The 15,582-nt window shown below is 75.8% G+C and carries 11 protein-coding genes and 1 pseudogene; 7 read left to right on the top strand and 5 right to left on the bottom strand.

The window, feature by feature from the left end:
• The first annotated feature begins 102 nt into the window (after positions 1 to 102).
• Complete coding sequence (locus tag QMQ26_RS11650; protein ID WP_282205661.1) at positions 103 to 600, top strand: hypothetical protein; 498 nt, start codon at positions 103 to 105, stop codon at positions 598 to 600.
• Positions 597 to 947, top strand: coding sequence for a transcriptional regulator (locus QMQ26_RS11645; protein WP_282205660.1), 351 nt, complete (start codon positions 597 to 599; stop codon positions 945 to 947). The genes QMQ26_RS11650 and QMQ26_RS11645 overlap by 4 nt, the downstream gene beginning before the upstream one ends.
• A 261-nt stretch (positions 948 to 1,208) precedes the next feature.
• Here the strand turns inward: QMQ26_RS11645 and QMQ26_RS11640 are convergent, their stop codons facing one another.
• Positions 1,209 to 1,934, bottom strand: coding sequence for a GNAT family N-acetyltransferase (locus QMQ26_RS11640; protein ID WP_111553502.1), 726 nt, complete (start codon positions 1,932 to 1,934; stop codon positions 1,209 to 1,211).
• Positions 1,935 to 2,586: 652 nt separating this feature from the next.
• On the opposite strand from QMQ26_RS11640, the gene QMQ26_RS11635 reads away from it, so the two are divergent.
• Together QMQ26_RS11635 and QMQ26_RS11630 are read left to right on the top strand one after the other, a co-directional pair.
• Positions 2,587 to 3,528: a PAC2 family protein gene (locus QMQ26_RS11635; RefSeq protein WP_282205659.1), complete on the top strand. Its 942-nt coding sequence runs from the start codon at positions 2,587 to 2,589 to the stop codon at positions 3,526 to 3,528.
• Positions 3,529 to 4,524, top strand: a complete 996-nt coding sequence (locus tag QMQ26_RS11630; RefSeq protein ID WP_282205658.1) for an SGNH/GDSL hydrolase family protein — start codon at positions 3,529 to 3,531, stop codon at positions 4,522 to 4,524. It begins immediately after the preceding gene.
• A gap of 148 nt (positions 4,525 to 4,672) precedes the next feature.
• On the opposite strand, the gene nirD is transcribed toward QMQ26_RS11630, so the two are convergent.
• A complete protein-coding gene (nirD, locus tag QMQ26_RS11625) occupies positions 4,673 to 5,020 on the bottom strand; it encodes a nitrite reductase small subunit NirD (protein WP_282205657.1) in 348 nt (115 codons plus the stop codon).
• Positions 5,017 to 7,643 (bottom strand): annotated as a pseudogene (gene nirB / locus QMQ26_RS11620) (nitrite reductase large subunit NirB). Before nirB ends, nirD begins: the two are co-directional and overlap by 4 nt.
• A gap of 460 nt (positions 7,644 to 8,103) precedes the next feature.
• Here nirB and QMQ26_RS11615 point away from each other — a divergent pair.
• Both QMQ26_RS11615 and QMQ26_RS11610 read left to right on the top strand, forming a co-directional pair.
• On the top strand, positions 8,104 to 10,776 hold the full coding sequence (locus QMQ26_RS11615) for a hypothetical protein (protein WP_282205656.1): 2,673 nt from the start codon (positions 8,104 to 8,106) through the stop codon (positions 10,774 to 10,776).
• 251 nt (positions 10,777 to 11,027) lie between these two features.
• Positions 11,028 to 11,780, top strand: a complete 753-nt coding sequence (locus QMQ26_RS11610) for a sirohydrochlorin chelatase (protein WP_282205655.1) — start codon at positions 11,028 to 11,030, stop codon at positions 11,778 to 11,780.
• 83 nt (positions 11,781 to 11,863) lie between these two features.
• Here QMQ26_RS11610 and QMQ26_RS11605 read toward each other — a convergent pair whose 3' ends face one another.
• Together QMQ26_RS11605 and QMQ26_RS11600 are read right to left on the bottom strand one after the other, a co-directional pair.
• Entirely contained in the window at positions 11,864 to 13,231 is a 1,368-nt protein-coding gene (locus QMQ26_RS11605) for an MFS transporter (RefSeq protein WP_282206495.1), read from the bottom strand.
• Between the two features lie 173 nt (positions 13,232 to 13,404).
• Positions 13,405 to 14,031, bottom strand: a complete 627-nt coding sequence (locus tag QMQ26_RS11600) for a winged helix-turn-helix domain-containing protein (protein ID WP_282205654.1) — start codon at positions 14,029 to 14,031, stop codon at positions 13,405 to 13,407.
• A gap of 187 nt (positions 14,032 to 14,218) precedes the next feature.
• On the opposite strand from QMQ26_RS11600, the gene QMQ26_RS11595 reads away from it, so the two are divergent.
• Positions 14,219 to 15,502, top strand: a complete 1,284-nt coding sequence (locus QMQ26_RS11595; RefSeq protein WP_100836062.1) for a deoxyguanosinetriphosphate triphosphohydrolase — start codon at positions 14,219 to 14,221, stop codon at positions 15,500 to 15,502.
• Positions 15,503 to 15,582: the final 80 nt, after the last annotated feature.

The following is a 15,582-nucleotide window of genomic DNA, read 5'->3' as shown; positions in this document are numbered from 1 at the left end:
CCGTCGGAAAATTACTTTCTCCTCCGGAAAGTATGTGCCAGAGTGGTAGCACTTGATCCGGCAGCAGGCCGGATCCGACGGCATGTCCGCTCGGGGGATCCGATGGTTGACGACAAGCAGCACGCGCACGAGCAGTCCGAGGGGCTCACGCCCGCGGAGGCACTGGCGCTCGCCGAGCGCGCGCGGGCCGCCGCCCGGCGGCCCGCACCGATGCCCTGGTGGTACGGCCCCGGGGTGGGCGCCTCCCTCGCGGTCTACTGCGCGGCGATCGGGCAGAGCTTCCAGCGGCAGGCGCACTGGCTGATACCGCTGTGCGCGGCCGGCCTGGCGGCGGTGCTGGCGGCGATAGTGCGGGTGGCCATGCGCTCCAGCGGCGTCGCCGCGCGGCTGGAGAAGGTGAAGATCCCGCCGAACGTCCTGGGGGCGCTCGGCCTGACGATCCTGGCCGCGGTGCTGGCCTGGCTCGGCACCTGGCTGGCCACCGACGACCAGGGGTGGGCCATGGCCGCCGCGGGCGTGGTCGGCGGCCTGGCCGTCTGGGGTGTCATCACGATGGCCAATCGAGAGGTCAAGGAGCAGAGCATGAGCAGCGAGCGGTGAACGGACTCGACCCGATACTCCACCAGCCCACCAGGCTCACCGTCCTGGCCTTCCTCAGCGGATGCCAGGAAGCCGAGTTCTCCGTCGTCCGGGACTACTGCCAGGTCTCGGACTCGGTGCTCAGCAAGACCGCGGCGAGCCTGGAGACGGTCGGCTACCTGCGGGCCCGCAAGGGCTACGTGGGCAAGCGGCCCCGCACCTGGCTCTCCGCGACGTCGCCGGGCCGCGCCGCGCTGGCGGCGCACCTCGCGGGACTACAGCACATGGCCGCCGCCGCGGAGGCGGCCGGTTCCGCGGCCGAGCCAGGGCCCGAGCCCGGCTCCGGCCCGGACGGGGCCGAGGGCTGAGCCGGGGCGGAGTGCGGGACGGGCCGACGGAGTGTCAGCAGGATCAGACCCCAGGAACGGAGGTGGGCCGAAGCCCGTGTTCTCCCCGCTCCTTGACAACTCGACAGAGTGCCGAGAAACCCCGCAGGGGAGACCCGGCGGCCGGGGCGGCCGTACGGCATCGCCGACACCGCACATCCGCCCCGCCCCGGATCTCCCGGCCCGGATCTCCCGGCCCCGGATCTCTCCACCCCGGATCGCCCCGGGGCCCGTCCGGTCGGCTCAGGCGGCCGGCATCAGGGAGCCGCCGTGTCTAAGGCACTCCTGGTTGAGCGGCGCCGGGTCCGGCGCGCTGGGCGAGGTCGCGGCGGCGATCCGCAGCTCGATGATGTCCCGGACGGCAGGCCACTCCTCGTCCAGGATCGAGTAGAAGGCGGTGGACCGGACCACCCCGTCCAGACCGCGCGAGTGCGCCCGGCGGACGCCCTCGGAGGTCGCGCCCAGCCGCTCGATGGCGATCCGGGAACGGGCGTTGCGGGCATCGGCCCGCAACGAGATCCGCTGCACCCGCCACACCTCGAAGGCGTGCCGCAGCATCAGCAGCTTCGCCTCCGTGTTGATGCCGGTGCCCTGCGCCCGCGGGGACAGCCAGGTGTTCCCGATCTCCGCGGCGTCCGGCACCGCCTCCAGCGGGTCGCCGTGCGGGACGCCCGGGGCGGGCGGCCAGACCAGCGGGCCCTGCCAGTAGTCGAGTTCCAGGAACCGGGTCGAGCCCACGACCCGGTTGTCCGCGGTGCTCACCGTGGCGAACGGCATCGACCGGCCCGCTGCCCGATCGGCGAGGGCGCGCGCGATGTACTCCCGGGCGGCTTCCAGGCCGTGCGGGACGGGAGTGAAGGCGTAGGTCGTACGGTCCTCGGAGCCGGCCGCGGCGAGGGCCGCGGCGTGGTGCTCGGCGAGGGGCTCCAGCCGCACGGTGCGGCCGTAGAGGGTGACGGGTACGGGCACGGATCCTTCGGTCCTTCGGCGGTCGTCGGGGCCCGCGTGCCGGGTTCGCGGCGCGAGGGCTGTGGTCGTATCGCCCCGGCCCCGGAGAGCGGCCGCCCGGGGGCGCTACGCCAGAGGCTCGGGCGTGCGGCGGGACGGCAGCCCGGAGGCGGGCAGCGCGGTGCCGGTACGGACACGGGTCGACGGACCGATCCGGCGGGATGAGCGACGGGACAGTGTGCGTCCGCGAGATGGCCGAGAGAGAAACGAGATCACGAAGCGAAGCAGGCGGCCAAGTGAAGGCAAGGTGCGCATGGGAGGGCTGGCAGCGCAACGGACCGGGGCGTGGCCCACGACGTGACAGACGGCGTGGCGCGACGACGCGACGATGCGAGGCAGCGAGAGGACGATACCTGCCCGGAGGCGGTGCGTCACTTCGCGGCGCGCCAACAGGGGCGCACGGGTCCTCCCGGCACGCCGGGACGTCCCGCCGTCCCGCCTGGCGGACCGCCTGCCACGCCCGCGACCAGGCGCTTTGCCGGGAGGTGAGAGGATTCGAGAGACGACGTGAAGACTCGTGCGGGGGCGGGAATGCGGACGAGCCGTCGCACGCTGGACAGATCAGGTCCGAAAGCATTCCGAGACGACGAGACGGAACGGGGATGGATGCGCCGTGCGTGATCCCAAGGAGCTGTACGAGCTGGAGCCGCAGGGCGTGACGGCCCTGGCCGCGGCCCGCGCCGCCGCGGAGGCCGGCACCGGCCTGGTGCTGCTGTACCACTTCGAGGGCTTCATGGACGCCGGCGAGGCGGGCGGCCAGGTCGTGGCGCACCTGCTGGAGCAGGGATCCCCGCAGGTGGTGGCCAGGTTCGACCACGACCGGCTGGTCGACTACCGGGCCCGCCGCCCCGCGATGACCTTCGACCGCGAGAGCTGGACGGACTACGACCCGCCGGAGATCCTGCTCCAGCTGGCGCGGGACTCGGTGGGCGCGCCCTTCCTGGTGCTCTCCGGCCCCGAACCGGACACCGAGTGGGAGCTGTTCGCGGCCGCCGTCGGCGACCTGGTGGAGCGGTTCGAGATCCGCCTCGCCCTCTCCTTCCACGGCATCCCGATGGGCGTCCCGCACACCCGCCCGGTCGGCCTCACCCCGCACGGCAACCGGGTCGACCTGGCGGCCGGCCACCCCAAGTGGTTCGACCAGGCCCAGGTGCCCGGCAGCGCCCAGGCGCTGGTCGAGTACCGGCTCACCCAGGCCGGGCACGACGTGCTGGGCCTCGCGGCCCACGTCCCGCACTACATCGCCCGCTCGACCTACCCGGCCGCCGCGGTGACGATCCTGGAGGCCGTCCAGTCCGCCACCGGCCTGGTCCTGCCCGGCAGCGAGCTGCGCGCCCGGGTCAACGAGGTCTACGCCGAGATCGAGGACCAGCTCTCCCAGGGCGACGGCGAACTGCGCTCGGCGATCCAGGGCATGGAGGGCCAGTACGACGCGGTCTCCGGCGCCGTCGGTCGGGAGAGCCTGCTCGCCGAGGCCAGCGACCTCCCCTCGGCGGACGAACTCGGCCGGAGGTTCGAGGAGTTCCTGGCCGAGCACGAGCGCGGCGCCGAGTAGGTGCGCCGCCGGAGGACGGCCGCCGCGGCGGCCCCGGTCCGTGCTGCCCTGATCGGTGCCGTCCTGCTCGGCACGGCCGGGTGCGGTGCCGGGGCGGCCCTCCCGACCCCCGGGCCCGACCGGGCCTCGGCGACCCCCGCGGCCCCGACCTCCTCGTCCCCGACTCCCTCCGCCACCCCCGTCACCGGGCCGTACGCGGCCCTCGGGGACTCCTACACCTCCGGCCTGCGAATCCCGCCCCAGGGCGGGTCCCCGCAGGGCTGCGGCCGCTCGGGCGCCAACTACCCCTCGCTGGTGGCCCGGCAGCTCGGCATCGCGGACTTCACCGACGTCAGCTGCAGCGGAGCCCGCACCGGAGACCTGACGGCCGTCCAGCGGACCGACGACGGCACCAACCCGCCGCAACTGGACGCGCTCAGCGCGGCCACCCGACTGGTCACGCTCGGGATCGGCGGCAACGACGCCGGCTTCCTCGACGTCCTGGGCCGCTGCGCGGTCGAGAACGTCCGGCACAGCCTGACAGGGCAGGGCGACGCCGCGCCGTGCCGGGCGTACTACACGACCGGCACCGGGCGGGGCGAGGTCCAGCGGAAGATGACCGCCACCGGCGAGCGGCTCACCGCGGCCCTCGGCGAGATCAAGCGGCGGGCCCCGCAGGCCGAGGTGCTGCTCGTCGGGTACCCGGCCCTGCTGCCGCAGGACCCGGCCCGCTGCGCCGAGACCCTGGGCAGCGGCATCGCGGGCGCCGACCTCGGCTTCGTCACCGAGCAGGAGCAGGAGTTGAACGGCATGCTCCGGCAGCGGGCCGAGGCCGCCGGGGTGGGCTTCGTCGACACCTACGCCTCCTCCGCCGGCCACGACATGTGCGAGGCCGCGGGCACCCGCTGGATCGAGCCCCTCGCCGCCGACCGGGGCCTGGCACCGGTCCATCCGAACGCCCAGGGGCAGCAGGGCATGGCCGCCGCCGTCCTGGCGGCGCTCCGGCAGCAGCACTGACCCCGGCCCCCGTCGGCGGGACGACGGGGGCCGGGGCCGGTCGGGAGGGGTCGGTCCGGTCCGGGAGGGGCCAGCCGGGCGGCGCGGGCGGCCGCGGACAGTGCGGCGGCAGCCGGGACGGCCCGCCGGCCGGGTGCGCGCCGCCGGGTCAGGCGGAGCGGACGGCGTGGACGGCGACCCGGACGCCCTCGTCGTCCAGGCACTCCCCGGTCAGCAGGTCGAAGCGTTGCTTGAGCAGCGGCGAGGCCACGTAGACCCGGCCGTCCGCGGTGGAGCCCAGCAGACCCCGGGAGAGGACGTACGCGCCGGTGAACGGGTCGCGGTTGTCGACGGCGTAGAGCCGGTCGCTGCCGTCGCGGAACACGGCGGCCTGGTGGCCGTCCGGCAGCAGGACGGCGACGCCGCGGCCGGGGACCAGCAGATCCCGGTCGCAGACCGGCGACCAACCCGCGGCGGACCGCAGTTCGACCCGGGTGGCAGAGGCGGTGGCGGTCATCGGGCTTCCTCCAGGATGCGGGCGGACGGGAACGGAGCGCGGTCGCGGTCGAGGGCGGCGAGCAGCTGCTCCTCGGTGGCCAGCAGCGCCAGGTCGGGCTTGACCTGGTCGCGCTCGGGGACGAAGCGGATGCTCGGGTCGGGTACCCCGGGGGCGTTGACGAAGGAGACGAACCGGCGCATCCGGTCGGGGTCGGCCAGGGTCGCCGCCCACTCGTCCTGGTAGTCGCCGATGTGCCGGGCCATCAGCGCCTCCAACTCGTCGGCGATGCCCAGCGAGTCCTCGACCACCACCTCGCGGACGTGCTCCAGGCCGCCCTCGATCCGCTCCAGCCAGGTGGAGGTGCGCTCCAGCCGGTCGGCGGTGCGGATGTAGAACATCAGGAACCGGTCGATCAGGCGGACCAACTGCTCGTCGTCCAGGTCCTGGGCGAGCAGGTCGGCGTGCCGGGGCGTGGCGCCGCCGTTGCCGCCGACGTACAGGTTCCAGCCGTTGGTGGTGGCGATGACGCCGAAGTCCTTGCCGCGGGCCTCCGCGCACTCGCGGGCGCAGCCTGAGACCGCGGACTTGAGCTTGTGCGGCGAGCGCAGCCCCGGTAGCGCAGCTCCAGCCGGATCGCCATGGCGACCGAGTCCTGCACGCCGTAGCGGCACCAGGTGGAGCCGACGCAGGACTTCACGGTGCGCAGCGACTTCCCGTACGCGTGGCCGGACTCGAAGCCCGCCGCGACCAGTCGGCTCCAGATCATCGGCAGCTGGTCCACGCTGGCGCCGAACAGGTCGATCCGCTGACCACCGGTGATCTTGGTGTAGAGGCCGAACTCCTTGGCCACCTCGCCGATCACGATCAGCCGGTCGGGGGTGATCTCGCCGCCGGGGATGCGCGGCACCACCGAGTAGGAGCCGTTCTTCTGCAGGTTCGCCAGGAAGTGGTCGTTGGTGTCCTGCAGAGCGCCCTGCTCGCCGTCCAGGATGTGCCCGGAGGCATCCAGCTCCGGCGCCAGCGAGGCGATGATCGAGGCCACCGTCGGCTTGCAGACCTCGCAGCCCTCCGCGCCCTCCGGCACCCGGCCGTGCTCGGCGAGCAGCCGGCGGTGCGTGGCGATCCGCTTGACCCGGACGATCTCGTAGAGCTCGGCACGGGTGTGGGCGAAGCACGGGCACAGGCCCCGGTCGACCTCGACGCCGCTCGCCGCCAGCTCGTCCGCGACGATCGTGCCGAGCAGCTTCACGCAGGAGCCGCAGTTGGTGCCCGCCCGGGTGCATTTCTTCACCTCGGGGACGGTGGTGCACCGGTGGTCCGTGACGGCGGCCCGGATCGTGCCCTTGGTGACGTTGTTGCAGCTGCAGACCACCGCGTCGTCGGGCAGCGCGGAGCCGCCCAGCGAGACCGCGGTGTCCGCGCCGGCCGGCAGCACCAGCGACTCGGCGGGGACGGGCAGCGGACGTCCGGTACCCGCCAGCGGGCGGAGCGTGGCGTAGGCCGAGGCGTCACCGACCAGGATGCCGCCGAGCAGCGCCCCCTCGCCGGTCACCACCAGCTTCTTGTAGACGCCGGAGCGGGAGTCGGAGTAGACCACGTCGAGCGAGCCGGGCGTGCGGCCGAAGGCGTCGCCGAAGCTGGCCACGTCGACGCCGAGCAGCTTGAGCTTGGTGGAGAGGTCCGCGCCGGTGAACGGCTGCGGGGCCTGCTCGGCGAGCTGTCGGGCCATTGCGACGGCCATCTCGTAGCCGGGGGCGACCAGGCCGTACACCCGGCCGTCCACCGCGAGGGCGCACTCGCCGATCGCGAAGACGTGCGGGTCGGAGGTGCGGCAGTGCTCGTCGATCGCGATGCCGCCGCGCTCACCGACCGTCAGCCCGGCCTCGCGGGCCAGCTGGTCGCGGGGGCGGACACCGGCGGAGAACACCACCAGGTCGGTCGCCAGCTCGGAGTCGTCGGTGAAGGACATGCCGACCGCGCGCCCCTCGGCGACGGTGATCGCCTTGGTGCCGATGCCGGTGTGCACCACCACGCCCATCGACTCGATGGTCCGGCGCAGCGCCGCGCCGCCCGCCTCGTCGACCTGGACGGGCATCAGGCGCGGCGCGAACTCCACCACGTGGGTCTCCAGGCCGAGGCCTCGCAGCGCCCCGGCGGCCTCCAGCCCGAGCAGCCCGCCGCCGACCACCGCGCCGACCCGGGCCCCGGCCGCGTAGGACTCGATCGCCTGCAGGTCCTCGATGGTGCGGTAGACGAAGCACCCCTCGGCGTCCCGGCCGTCCACCGGGGGGACGAAGGGGTAGGAGCCGGTGGCCAACACCAGGGTGTCGTACGGGAGGGTGCGCCCGGCGGCCGTGGTGACGGTCCGGGCCGCCGGGTCGAGTGAGACGGCGGGGGAGGAGAGGTGCACCTCGAACCCGTGCCGATCGGTGAAGCCCTCCTCGGCGAGCAGCAGGTCGTCCGCGCTCCGGCCGGAGAAGTACGAGGTCAGGCCGACCCGGTCGTAGGCGGGCCGGGGCTCCTCGGCGAGGACGACGACCCGGTAGCGGGCGGCCGCCCCGGTGTCGGCCAGGGCTTCCAGGAAGCGGTGGCCGACCATGCCGTAGCCGACCAGGAGCAGTGTGGGCTTGGTGGTGGTCATCGGGAAGTCCCTCCGAGGTCGCGCTCCGGACGGTGGGAGCCGGAGCTGGCGGGCCGACCGGGCGCCGACCGGACCGCCGTCGGTCCGGGGCGCGGCACGCCTCCGGTCCCGCCGGAGGCCCCGACCGGGCGGGCCGCCGGTGGCCCGGAGCCCGGTCGCTGTCGTGCCACCGAGCATGTGCGGAGGGTGTTTCCCGACCGGTGCCGCGCTGTTTCACCGCCGGAACTTCGCCCTCAGCGGCACCGGGCGCCGACTGTGAGAGCGCCCGGTCCCGGTCCGGTCCCGCCCGGCACCGGGCCCGGCCGGGCGCCCTCTACCAGGCGGCGGGCCCGCGCGGGGCGGGACCGCCGATCCGGAACGTGATTCGAGGAGAAGTCGGTACGAGGGGGTGGGGGAGTGCGTACCCTGCACGCAGGGGAACGGATTCGAAGATCCGGTCCGAGTCCGGCCGGGAGCTGGCATGACAACAGACGTGCAGGTGAGGGGCCGGGCGACCCGCTCCGCGGTGCTGCGCGAACTCCTGCCGCTCTGGGACGAGGCCCGCCGGACCGGCGGCCGGACGATCACCCAGGAACGGCTCGCCCGCACCGGCGGGATCAGCCCCTCCACCCTGCGCGGCTGGCTGTCCGGACGCTCGGTGCCCCGCGAGGCGGACCGACTCGCCGCGGTGGCCGGGGAGTTGGCCCGCGCCGCGGGTCGGCCGGTGCGGTCGGTCCGCCACTGGTCCGCCCTGCTGGAGGCCGACCGCCTCCACGCCCAACTCCCCCGGCAGCGCAACGACCGCCAGCCGCCCGAGCCGGCCGTCGGCGCGCCGTGCCCGTCCGTCCGGCGGTCGGTGACCGTCCGGGGCGCCGAGGTCGCGGGCCGCCGCGTCCGGTCCACGGCGGCCGTCACAGTCGGCAGCGGCGCCCGCCGGGCCGTGAGTAGCGGCCCCGTACCGGCCGGGGCGCGGCTGGTGAACCGCTACCGCTCGGCCCCGCCCGCCGCCCGGGCCGTCGTCGACGCGGCGCTGGACGCGGTGCGCCTCGGCCACCGCCCGGTCCTCCCGGCGGCGCTGCTGGCCGCGTCCGCCCCGCACTACCTGACGTCCCGCGAGCTCAGCGCCCTGCGTCCCGGCTGGGTGGCCGACGGGCTGGCCTACCTGCGCAAGGCGGTCCCCGGGACGGGCGCCCTGCTGACCGCCGGCCGACCCGCGGGCAGCCGCACCGGTGACGGTCGACCCGCCGCCGGTCGGGCACCGTACGGCGCCGCGGCGGCCCGCGCGGCGGAGGCGCTCCGGACTGCGGGCGGCCACGAGGTGCGGATCGCCGAGGCACTGGTGCGGCAGCTGCGGCCCGAACGGGAGGGGCGCACCGTCCCGGCCGGGCTGTGGGAGGGCCTGGCCAGGTACGCCCACCCCGCCGACCGGTCCGCCCTCGCGCGCTCGGCGGCGACCCGGGGCCTCACCCGGATCGCGGTCGGCCTCTGCGCCTCGGCCGCCGAATCGGGGGACCCGACCGCGCTCTCGATCGGCGCCGCCCTGCTCGCCGAGGCGGGCCGCACCGCCGAAGCGGCCGACTGGTACGGCGCCGCCGCCGACCGGGGAGTGCCGGAAGCCGCCGTCCGGGCGGCGGAACTGCTGGAGCGGGACGGCCGGTTCGCCCAGGCCGTCGACTGGTACGACCGGGCCGCCCAGCACGGGGACGTCGACGCCCACTGCCGCGGCGCCGAACTGCTCGGTCGGCACGGCGAGATCGCACCGGCGCTGCACCGCTTCGAGGCGGCTGCCCGGGCCGGTCACCCCACCGCCCGCCACCGGGCCGGCCGCCTGCTCGCCGAACTCGGCCGCACCGACGAGGCGTTGGAGTGGTTCGAACGGGCGGCGGCCGACGGGCACCCCGAGGCGGCCGCCGACGGCGCCAGGCTCTGCGCCGCCGCCGACCGGATCGACCGGGCGGTCGCCTGGTGGGAACGCGCCTGGGCCCTGGGAACGGCCGCCGGCGTGCACGAGGCGGCCCGCACGCTGGAGGCCGCCGGCCGGATCGACGAAGCCGCCGCCTGGTACGAGCGCGCGGCGGCGTCCGGCGACGAGACCGCCTGGCACGAGGCCGCGGCCCTGCTCGCCCGGCACGGCCAGTACGGCAACCTCCCCTGGTACGCGCACATCGGCGACCCGCAGGCGCTGCGCGAACGCGCCGAGCGGTGCGAGCGGGCCGGCGACCCGGACGGCGCGCTCGACTGGTACCGGAAGGCGGCCGAAGCGGGCAGCGAGACCGCCCTCTTCCAGGGCGCCGATCTGCTGGAGCGGCACGGCGACCGCACCCGCGCCGTCCGCTGGTACGAACGCGCCGCCGCCCGCGGCGACGTCTACGCGATGCGCGAACTCGCCCGGCTGCTGGGCGAACTGGGCCGTCTCCGGGAGTCCGCCGGCTGGTACCGGTCCGCGCTCGCGGCGGGCGGCCGCCCCGTCCTGCCCGCTCCCACCGCCGCGGCCCCGCTCGCACCCGGCCTCGGACGGTTCGAGCCGCCGCAGCCGCAGGCGCCCGCCGACCCGGCTCCGCCCCGGGTACCGGCCGCCCGCGGTGCGAGCCCGTCCGGACCGGGACCGGGCACTCCCGGGGACGTCCCGGTGGACGCCCCCGCCGTCCGGCCCGGCCCGGCAACGCTGGACGAGGCGGTGGAACTGCTCAAGGAGGCCGGCCGGTTCTTCGAGGCGAGCCTGCTGCTGCGCTCCACCGACCGCCCGGAGCCGGAGCGGCTGCGCGAGGCGGCCCGGATGCTGTCCGGCGCGACCTGCGGCGACCGGGCCATCGCCTGGGTGCAGCGGTTCGCCGACGACGGCGACCGCCCGGCCGTCCGGGAGGCCGCCGAGATGCTGGAGAGCCGGGGCCGGGTCGACGACGCGCTCGCCTGGTACGGGCGGGCGGCGGACGAGGGCGACCGGGACGCCCTGCTCGCGGCGGCCCGGATGCTCGCCGAGCGCCGTCGGCCGCAGCCCGCCGCGGAGTGGTACCGCCGGGCCGCCGAGGCGGGCGACCCGCTGGCCCACCGGGAGGCGCTGATGCTCCTCCAGGAGTACGGCGAAGCGGCCCGCCCGTCCGTCGGGACCGGCGCACCCGCCACGGCGGGTGAACCAGGCGACGACGGCCGGTGACCGGACGCGGCTCCTGCCGCACCGTCGCCGACCGCCGGTTGCCCTCCCCGCCCGGCCGCAGCGTCCGGGGCCCGGGCCGTCGAGTCCCATCCGGGCGGCGCTGATCCGTGCGGACCCACGGCTACCGGCCACCGGCGGTCGGGCCGCGCTCACCCGCGCTCACCCGCGCGGACCGGCCGGGTGAGCGCAGGGGAAAGCACCCGTGACAGGTGGGCAACCCGAGCGAAACAGGGGTCCGGCAAGGTGGTGGTATGACCACCACTCCACTCTCCGGCCGCACCGCCCCGCTGCGGGTGCTGCACGCGGCCCGCCGCCCGGCCCTGGTGCTGGTGGCGCACGGCTCGCACGACCCGGCCGCGTCCGCCGAACTCGGCCGGCTGCACGCCCGGCTGCGACGGGCCCGACCGGAGCTGGACATCCGGCTCGGCCACCTCGGCCTGAACGACCCGCTGCTGCCCGAGGTGCTGGACGAGCTGAGCGGCCGGGTGGTCCTGGTGCCGCTGCTGCTCAGCCGCGGCTACCACAGCAAGGCGGACATCCCCCGGGTGCTGTCCGCCGCACCGCACCTGGCGGGGGAGTGCGCCCCGCCGCTCGGCCCGGACCCGCTGCTCACCGCGGCCCTGGCCGACCGCCTGGCGTCGGCCGGGTGGCGCGGGGAGCCCGTGGTCCTCGCCGCCTCCGGCTCCCGCGACCAGGACGCCGCCCGGGACACCGAGACCCAGGCCGGGCTGCTCTCGGACCACCTGGGCGTCACCGTCCGGCCCGGGTACGTGGCGGCGGGCGGCCCCAGCGTGGCCGCCCGCGTCGCCGAACTCACCGCCGAGGGCCACCCGCGGGTCGCCGTCGCCTCCTACTTCACCGCACCGGGAGACTTCGCCCGACTGGCCGCCGCGGCCGGCGGCGCCCTGACCTCCGCTCCGCTCGGCGACCACCCGGCCCTGGCCCGGCTTGTCCTGGAGCGCTACCAGTCCTGCGTCAGCCGCCCCCTCCGTCTGGTCGGCTGAGCCCCGCCACCGCCGGCCCGCCACCGCCGGCCCACCGCGTCCGGGCCCGTCGCCCCCGGCCGGTCACCTGCGGCCCGTCACCCTCAGCCCGCGTCGAGCGCGCACGCCGCGCCGCCCGCAGCGCCACCCGGCGCAGGAGCCTCCGCTGCGCCTGCGGCCCCCCGGCCCTTCCGCACCTGCCCGGCCCGCGTCGCCGCCGGAGGCACCGGAGGCACCGGCGTCATCTCGCTCCCGCTCCCGCTCCCGCCGACCGGCGCGCGGCGCTCGGTGGGCAGGTCGCGGACGCGGCGCATCGGCGAGCACCAGAGGATCAGCGCGGCCAGCGGCACGCCGACGGTCATCAGCCACATCGCGGGCCGCACGCCGAGCTGGGTGCCCAGGACGCCGGCCAGCAGCGCGCCGAGCGGGATGGAGCCGAAGTTGAGCACCGCGCTGCTGGCGGAGAGCCGGCCGAGCAGCTCCGGCGGGCAGTAGCGCTGTTGGAAGGTGGCCTTGATGACGTTCCCGGCGACGACCCCGCAGGAGGCGCCGAACCCGCCGACCAGGTACCAGGCCAGCCCGGTGTCGCGGCCGGTCAGCGGGATCAGGACGGTCAGCGCGGGCAGGACGAGCTCCAGCACCAGCACGGCCCGCGAGGTGCCGATCCGGGCCGCGATCCGGCGGGCGACGGCCGCGCCGACGATGCCGCCGGTGGAGGCCACCGCGACCAGCAGGCCGACGGTGCCCTCGCTGACGCCGACCTCGCGGATCAGGAAGACCACCAGCAGCGACTGGTAGCCCGTCAGCACCAGGTTGGAGGCGGCGCCGAACAGCGCGAAGGTGCGGAACCAGACGTCGGAGGCGAGCAGCCGCAGCCCCTCGCCGATCTCCTGGCGCAGCGCCCGGCGGGGCCGTTCGGCGCGGCGGGGCTCGCGGTGGCCGATCCGGAGGGTGCACCAGAGCGAGAGCAGGAACGTCGCGGTGTTGGCCAGCAGCCCGTTGACCGGCCCGGCCAGCTGGGCGATCAGGCCGCCGCTGCCCAGTCCGGCGATGCCCGCGGCCGAGGCGCTGCCGTGCAGCTTGGCGTTGCCCTCGGACTGGTCGGCGGGTTCGAGCAGCTGCGGCAGGTACGCGGTGTACGCGGTCTGGAAGAACACCCCGGCGGCCCCGGCGAGCAGCGCGACGGCCAGCAGGTGCCAGAGCGTCAGCGCCCCGGCGAGCGCGGCCAGCGGGACGGTGGCGTACAGCAGCAGCGAGGCCGCGGTCGAGACGAGCATGATCGGGCGGCAGCGCAGCCGGTCCACCCACACCCCGGCGGGCAGGCCGATCAGCAGCCAGGGCAGCCAGCCGGCGGCGCCGAGCAGGCTGACCTGGAGGGTGCTCGCGTGCAGGGTGCTGACGGCGATCAGCGGCAGGGCCAGCCCGGTGACCGCGGAGCCGTACTTGTTGGCGGTCTCGCCGATCCACAGCATCCGGAAGTCGCGGTGCCGCCGCAGCAGCCCGGCCGGCGCGCCACCGGTGCGGTCGCCGACACCGGGGTCGAGCACGGACAGGCCGGCGGGTCGATCGGCGGATCGATCGGCGGATCGATCGGTGGGGCGGCCGGTGGGGCGGCCGGTGGGGCGGTCGTCCGGGGCGGGTGCGCTCATGACCGGTCGGATTCCTTTCGGGGCAGGGCCTGGATCTGGACGATCACCGGTCGCGCCGCCGGATCGGGGGCGGCGTCCGGGTCGGGGGTGTGGCGGGTGACCACGGTGGCCAGGTCGTCGATGAGTGCCTGGAGCTGGGCGGGCGTCAGGCGGAGGTTGCTCCAGTCGGAGACGGTGCCGGTGCCCCGCCACTCGCCCTCCCACTCGGCGGCCATCGAGTCGGCGGCCCGCCGGTACTGACGGCGGAGGTTCTCGGCCTGGTACACCGAGAGCGCGGCCCGCGAGCCCGGGTCCTGGTCGAAGTCGGTGGCGGCCAGCACGATGGCGCCGGGCACGGCGCGCCACCAGCGCTCCCGCTTGGTGCCGCGGCCGGACTCCTCCTCGATGAAGCCGTGCTCGGCGAGGTGCCGCAGGTGCCAGCTGATGGTGCCGGTGGACTCGCCGGTGCGCTCGGACAGCCGGGCGGAGGTGGCGGGCCCGTTCATCCGCAGCTCGTCCAGCAGCCGCATCCGCAGCGGGTGGGCGAGCCCGCGCAGCGAACCCGCGTCCAGCTTCCGGCGCGGTGCGTCGGCGGGGCTGGGAGCGCGGTCGGCGGACGGGTCTTCGGGGCGGTGCTCGTTCATGGGCCAAGAGTAGGTTGCAGAGAAGCCTCTGCATAGACCCCTTTGCAGAGAAGTCTCTGCAAACTTCGACCGGCCCGCCCGCCCACACCGCCGCCCGCCCGTACTGCCACCCGCCACTTCCCGTTCGCGCTCCCGTTCGCGCGGCGCAGGACCGAATGTCCGTCATTCGGCGTACGGTGACTGGTATATGAAGAACACCGCTCCGTACGATCCGCAGTCCGAGGCGCGCTGGGTGCCCGAGCCCGACAAGCGGCCCGGCCGCACCGCCTTCCAACGGGACCGCGCCCGGGTGCTGCACTCCGCCGCGCTGCGCCGGCTGGCCGGGACGACCCAGGTGGTGGCGCCGATGCGCAGCGACTTCCCGCGCACCCGGCTGACGCACTCGCTGGAGTGCGCCCAGGTCGGCCGCGAGCTGGGCGCCGCGCTCGGCTGCGACCCGGACTTGGTGGAGACCGCCTGCCTGGCCCACGACATCGGCCATCCGCCGTTCGGCCACACCGGCGAGGAGGCGCTCGACCAGGCCGCCCGGGCCTGCGGCGGCTTCGAGGGCAACGCGCAGTCGCTGCGCATCCTGACCAGGCTGGAGCCCAAGCGCTTCGCCCCGCTGGACGAGCCCGAGGTCCGGCTCTCCCCGTGGCCCGGCCGCAGCGTCGGCCTGAACCTGACCCGCGCCGCGCTGGACGCCGCGACCAAGTACCCGTGGCCGCGCGGGCAGCACCCGGCCGACCCCGGGTCCACCAAGTACGGCGTGTACGGGGACGACCTGCCGGTGTTCCGCTGGCTGCGCACCGGCGCGCCCGACGGCCGCAAGTGCTTCGAGGCCACCGTGATGGACTGGTCCGACGACGTCGCGTACTCCACCCACGACGTGGAGGACGGCCTGCAGGCCGGCCACATCGACCCGGCCGCGCTGCGCTCCCCGGAGGAGCGCGCCGAGCTGTTCAAGACCGCTGAGCGGTTCGTCCCCGGAGCCGGCCCGGAGGAGTTCGGCGAGGCGCTCGACCGCCTGCAGGCCGAGGACTGGTGGCCGGCCGACTACGACGGCACCGCCCGGGCCCGGGCCGGCCTGAAGGACCTCACCAGCCAGCTGATCGGCCGCTTCTGCCTGGCCGCCGAGCAGGCCACCCGCGCCCGCTACGGCCCCGGCCCGCTCACCCGGTACGCCGCCGAGCTGGTCGTCCCGTACGGCGTCCGGCTGGAGTGCGCGGTGCTCAAGGCGGTCGCCGTCCGGTACGTGATGCAGCGCGCCGAGCAGGCCCAACTCCGCTCCCGCCAGCGGGTGGTGATCGCCGAGCTGGCCGACGCCCTGATGGTCGACGCCCCGCACCGACTGGACCCGGTGTTCGCCGCCCAGTACGCGGAGGCCGAGGACGACCGGGCCGCGCTGCGCAGCGTGATCGACCAGATCGCCACCCTCACCGACGCCTCCGCGCTCGCCCTGCACGCGAAGCTGGTCGCCCGGCAGTCCTGAGCCGCCCGCAAGCCCTCAGCCGACCGAGAGCCCCGCGCCGACCGGAGTCCCTGCCCGGCCCCGACCGGAGGCCCGGGACC

Source organism: Kitasatospora fiedleri (assembly GCF_948472415.1).
Classification (GTDB): domain Bacteria; phylum Actinomycetota; class Actinomycetes; order Streptomycetales; family Streptomycetaceae; genus Kitasatospora; species Kitasatospora fiedleri.
The sequence above is the reverse complement of the archived record's forward strand: the minus strand, read 5'-3'. Positions and strand labels throughout refer to the sequence as shown.

Bases quoted from the DNA above. Each gene is read 5' to 3' on its own strand.
- QMQ26_RS11650 (WP_282205661.1), top strand. From the start codon at position 103: ATGGTTGACGACAAGCAGCACGCGCACGAGCAGTCCGAGGGGCTCACG.
- nirD (WP_282205657.1), bottom strand. From the start codon at position 5,020: ATGACCGCCACCGCCTCTGCCACCCGGGTCGAACTGCGGTCCGCCGCG.
- QMQ26_RS11615 (WP_282205656.1), top strand. From the start codon at position 8,104: ATGACAACAGACGTGCAGGTGAGGGGCCGGGCGACCCGCTCCGCGGTG.
- QMQ26_RS11610 (WP_282205655.1), top strand. From the start codon at position 11,028: ATGACCACCACTCCACTCTCCGGCCGCACCGCCCCGCTGCGGGTGCTG.
- QMQ26_RS11605 (WP_282206495.1), bottom strand. From the start codon at position 13,231: ATGCTGTGGATCGGCGAGACCGCCAACAAGTACGGCTCCGCGGTCACC.
- QMQ26_RS11600 (WP_282205654.1), bottom strand. From the start codon at position 14,031: ATGAACGAGCACCGCCCCGAAGACCCGTCCGCCGACCGCGCTCCCAGC.
- QMQ26_RS11595 (WP_100836062.1), top strand. From the start codon at position 14,219: ATGAAGAACACCGCTCCGTACGATCCGCAGTCCGAGGCGCGCTGGGTG.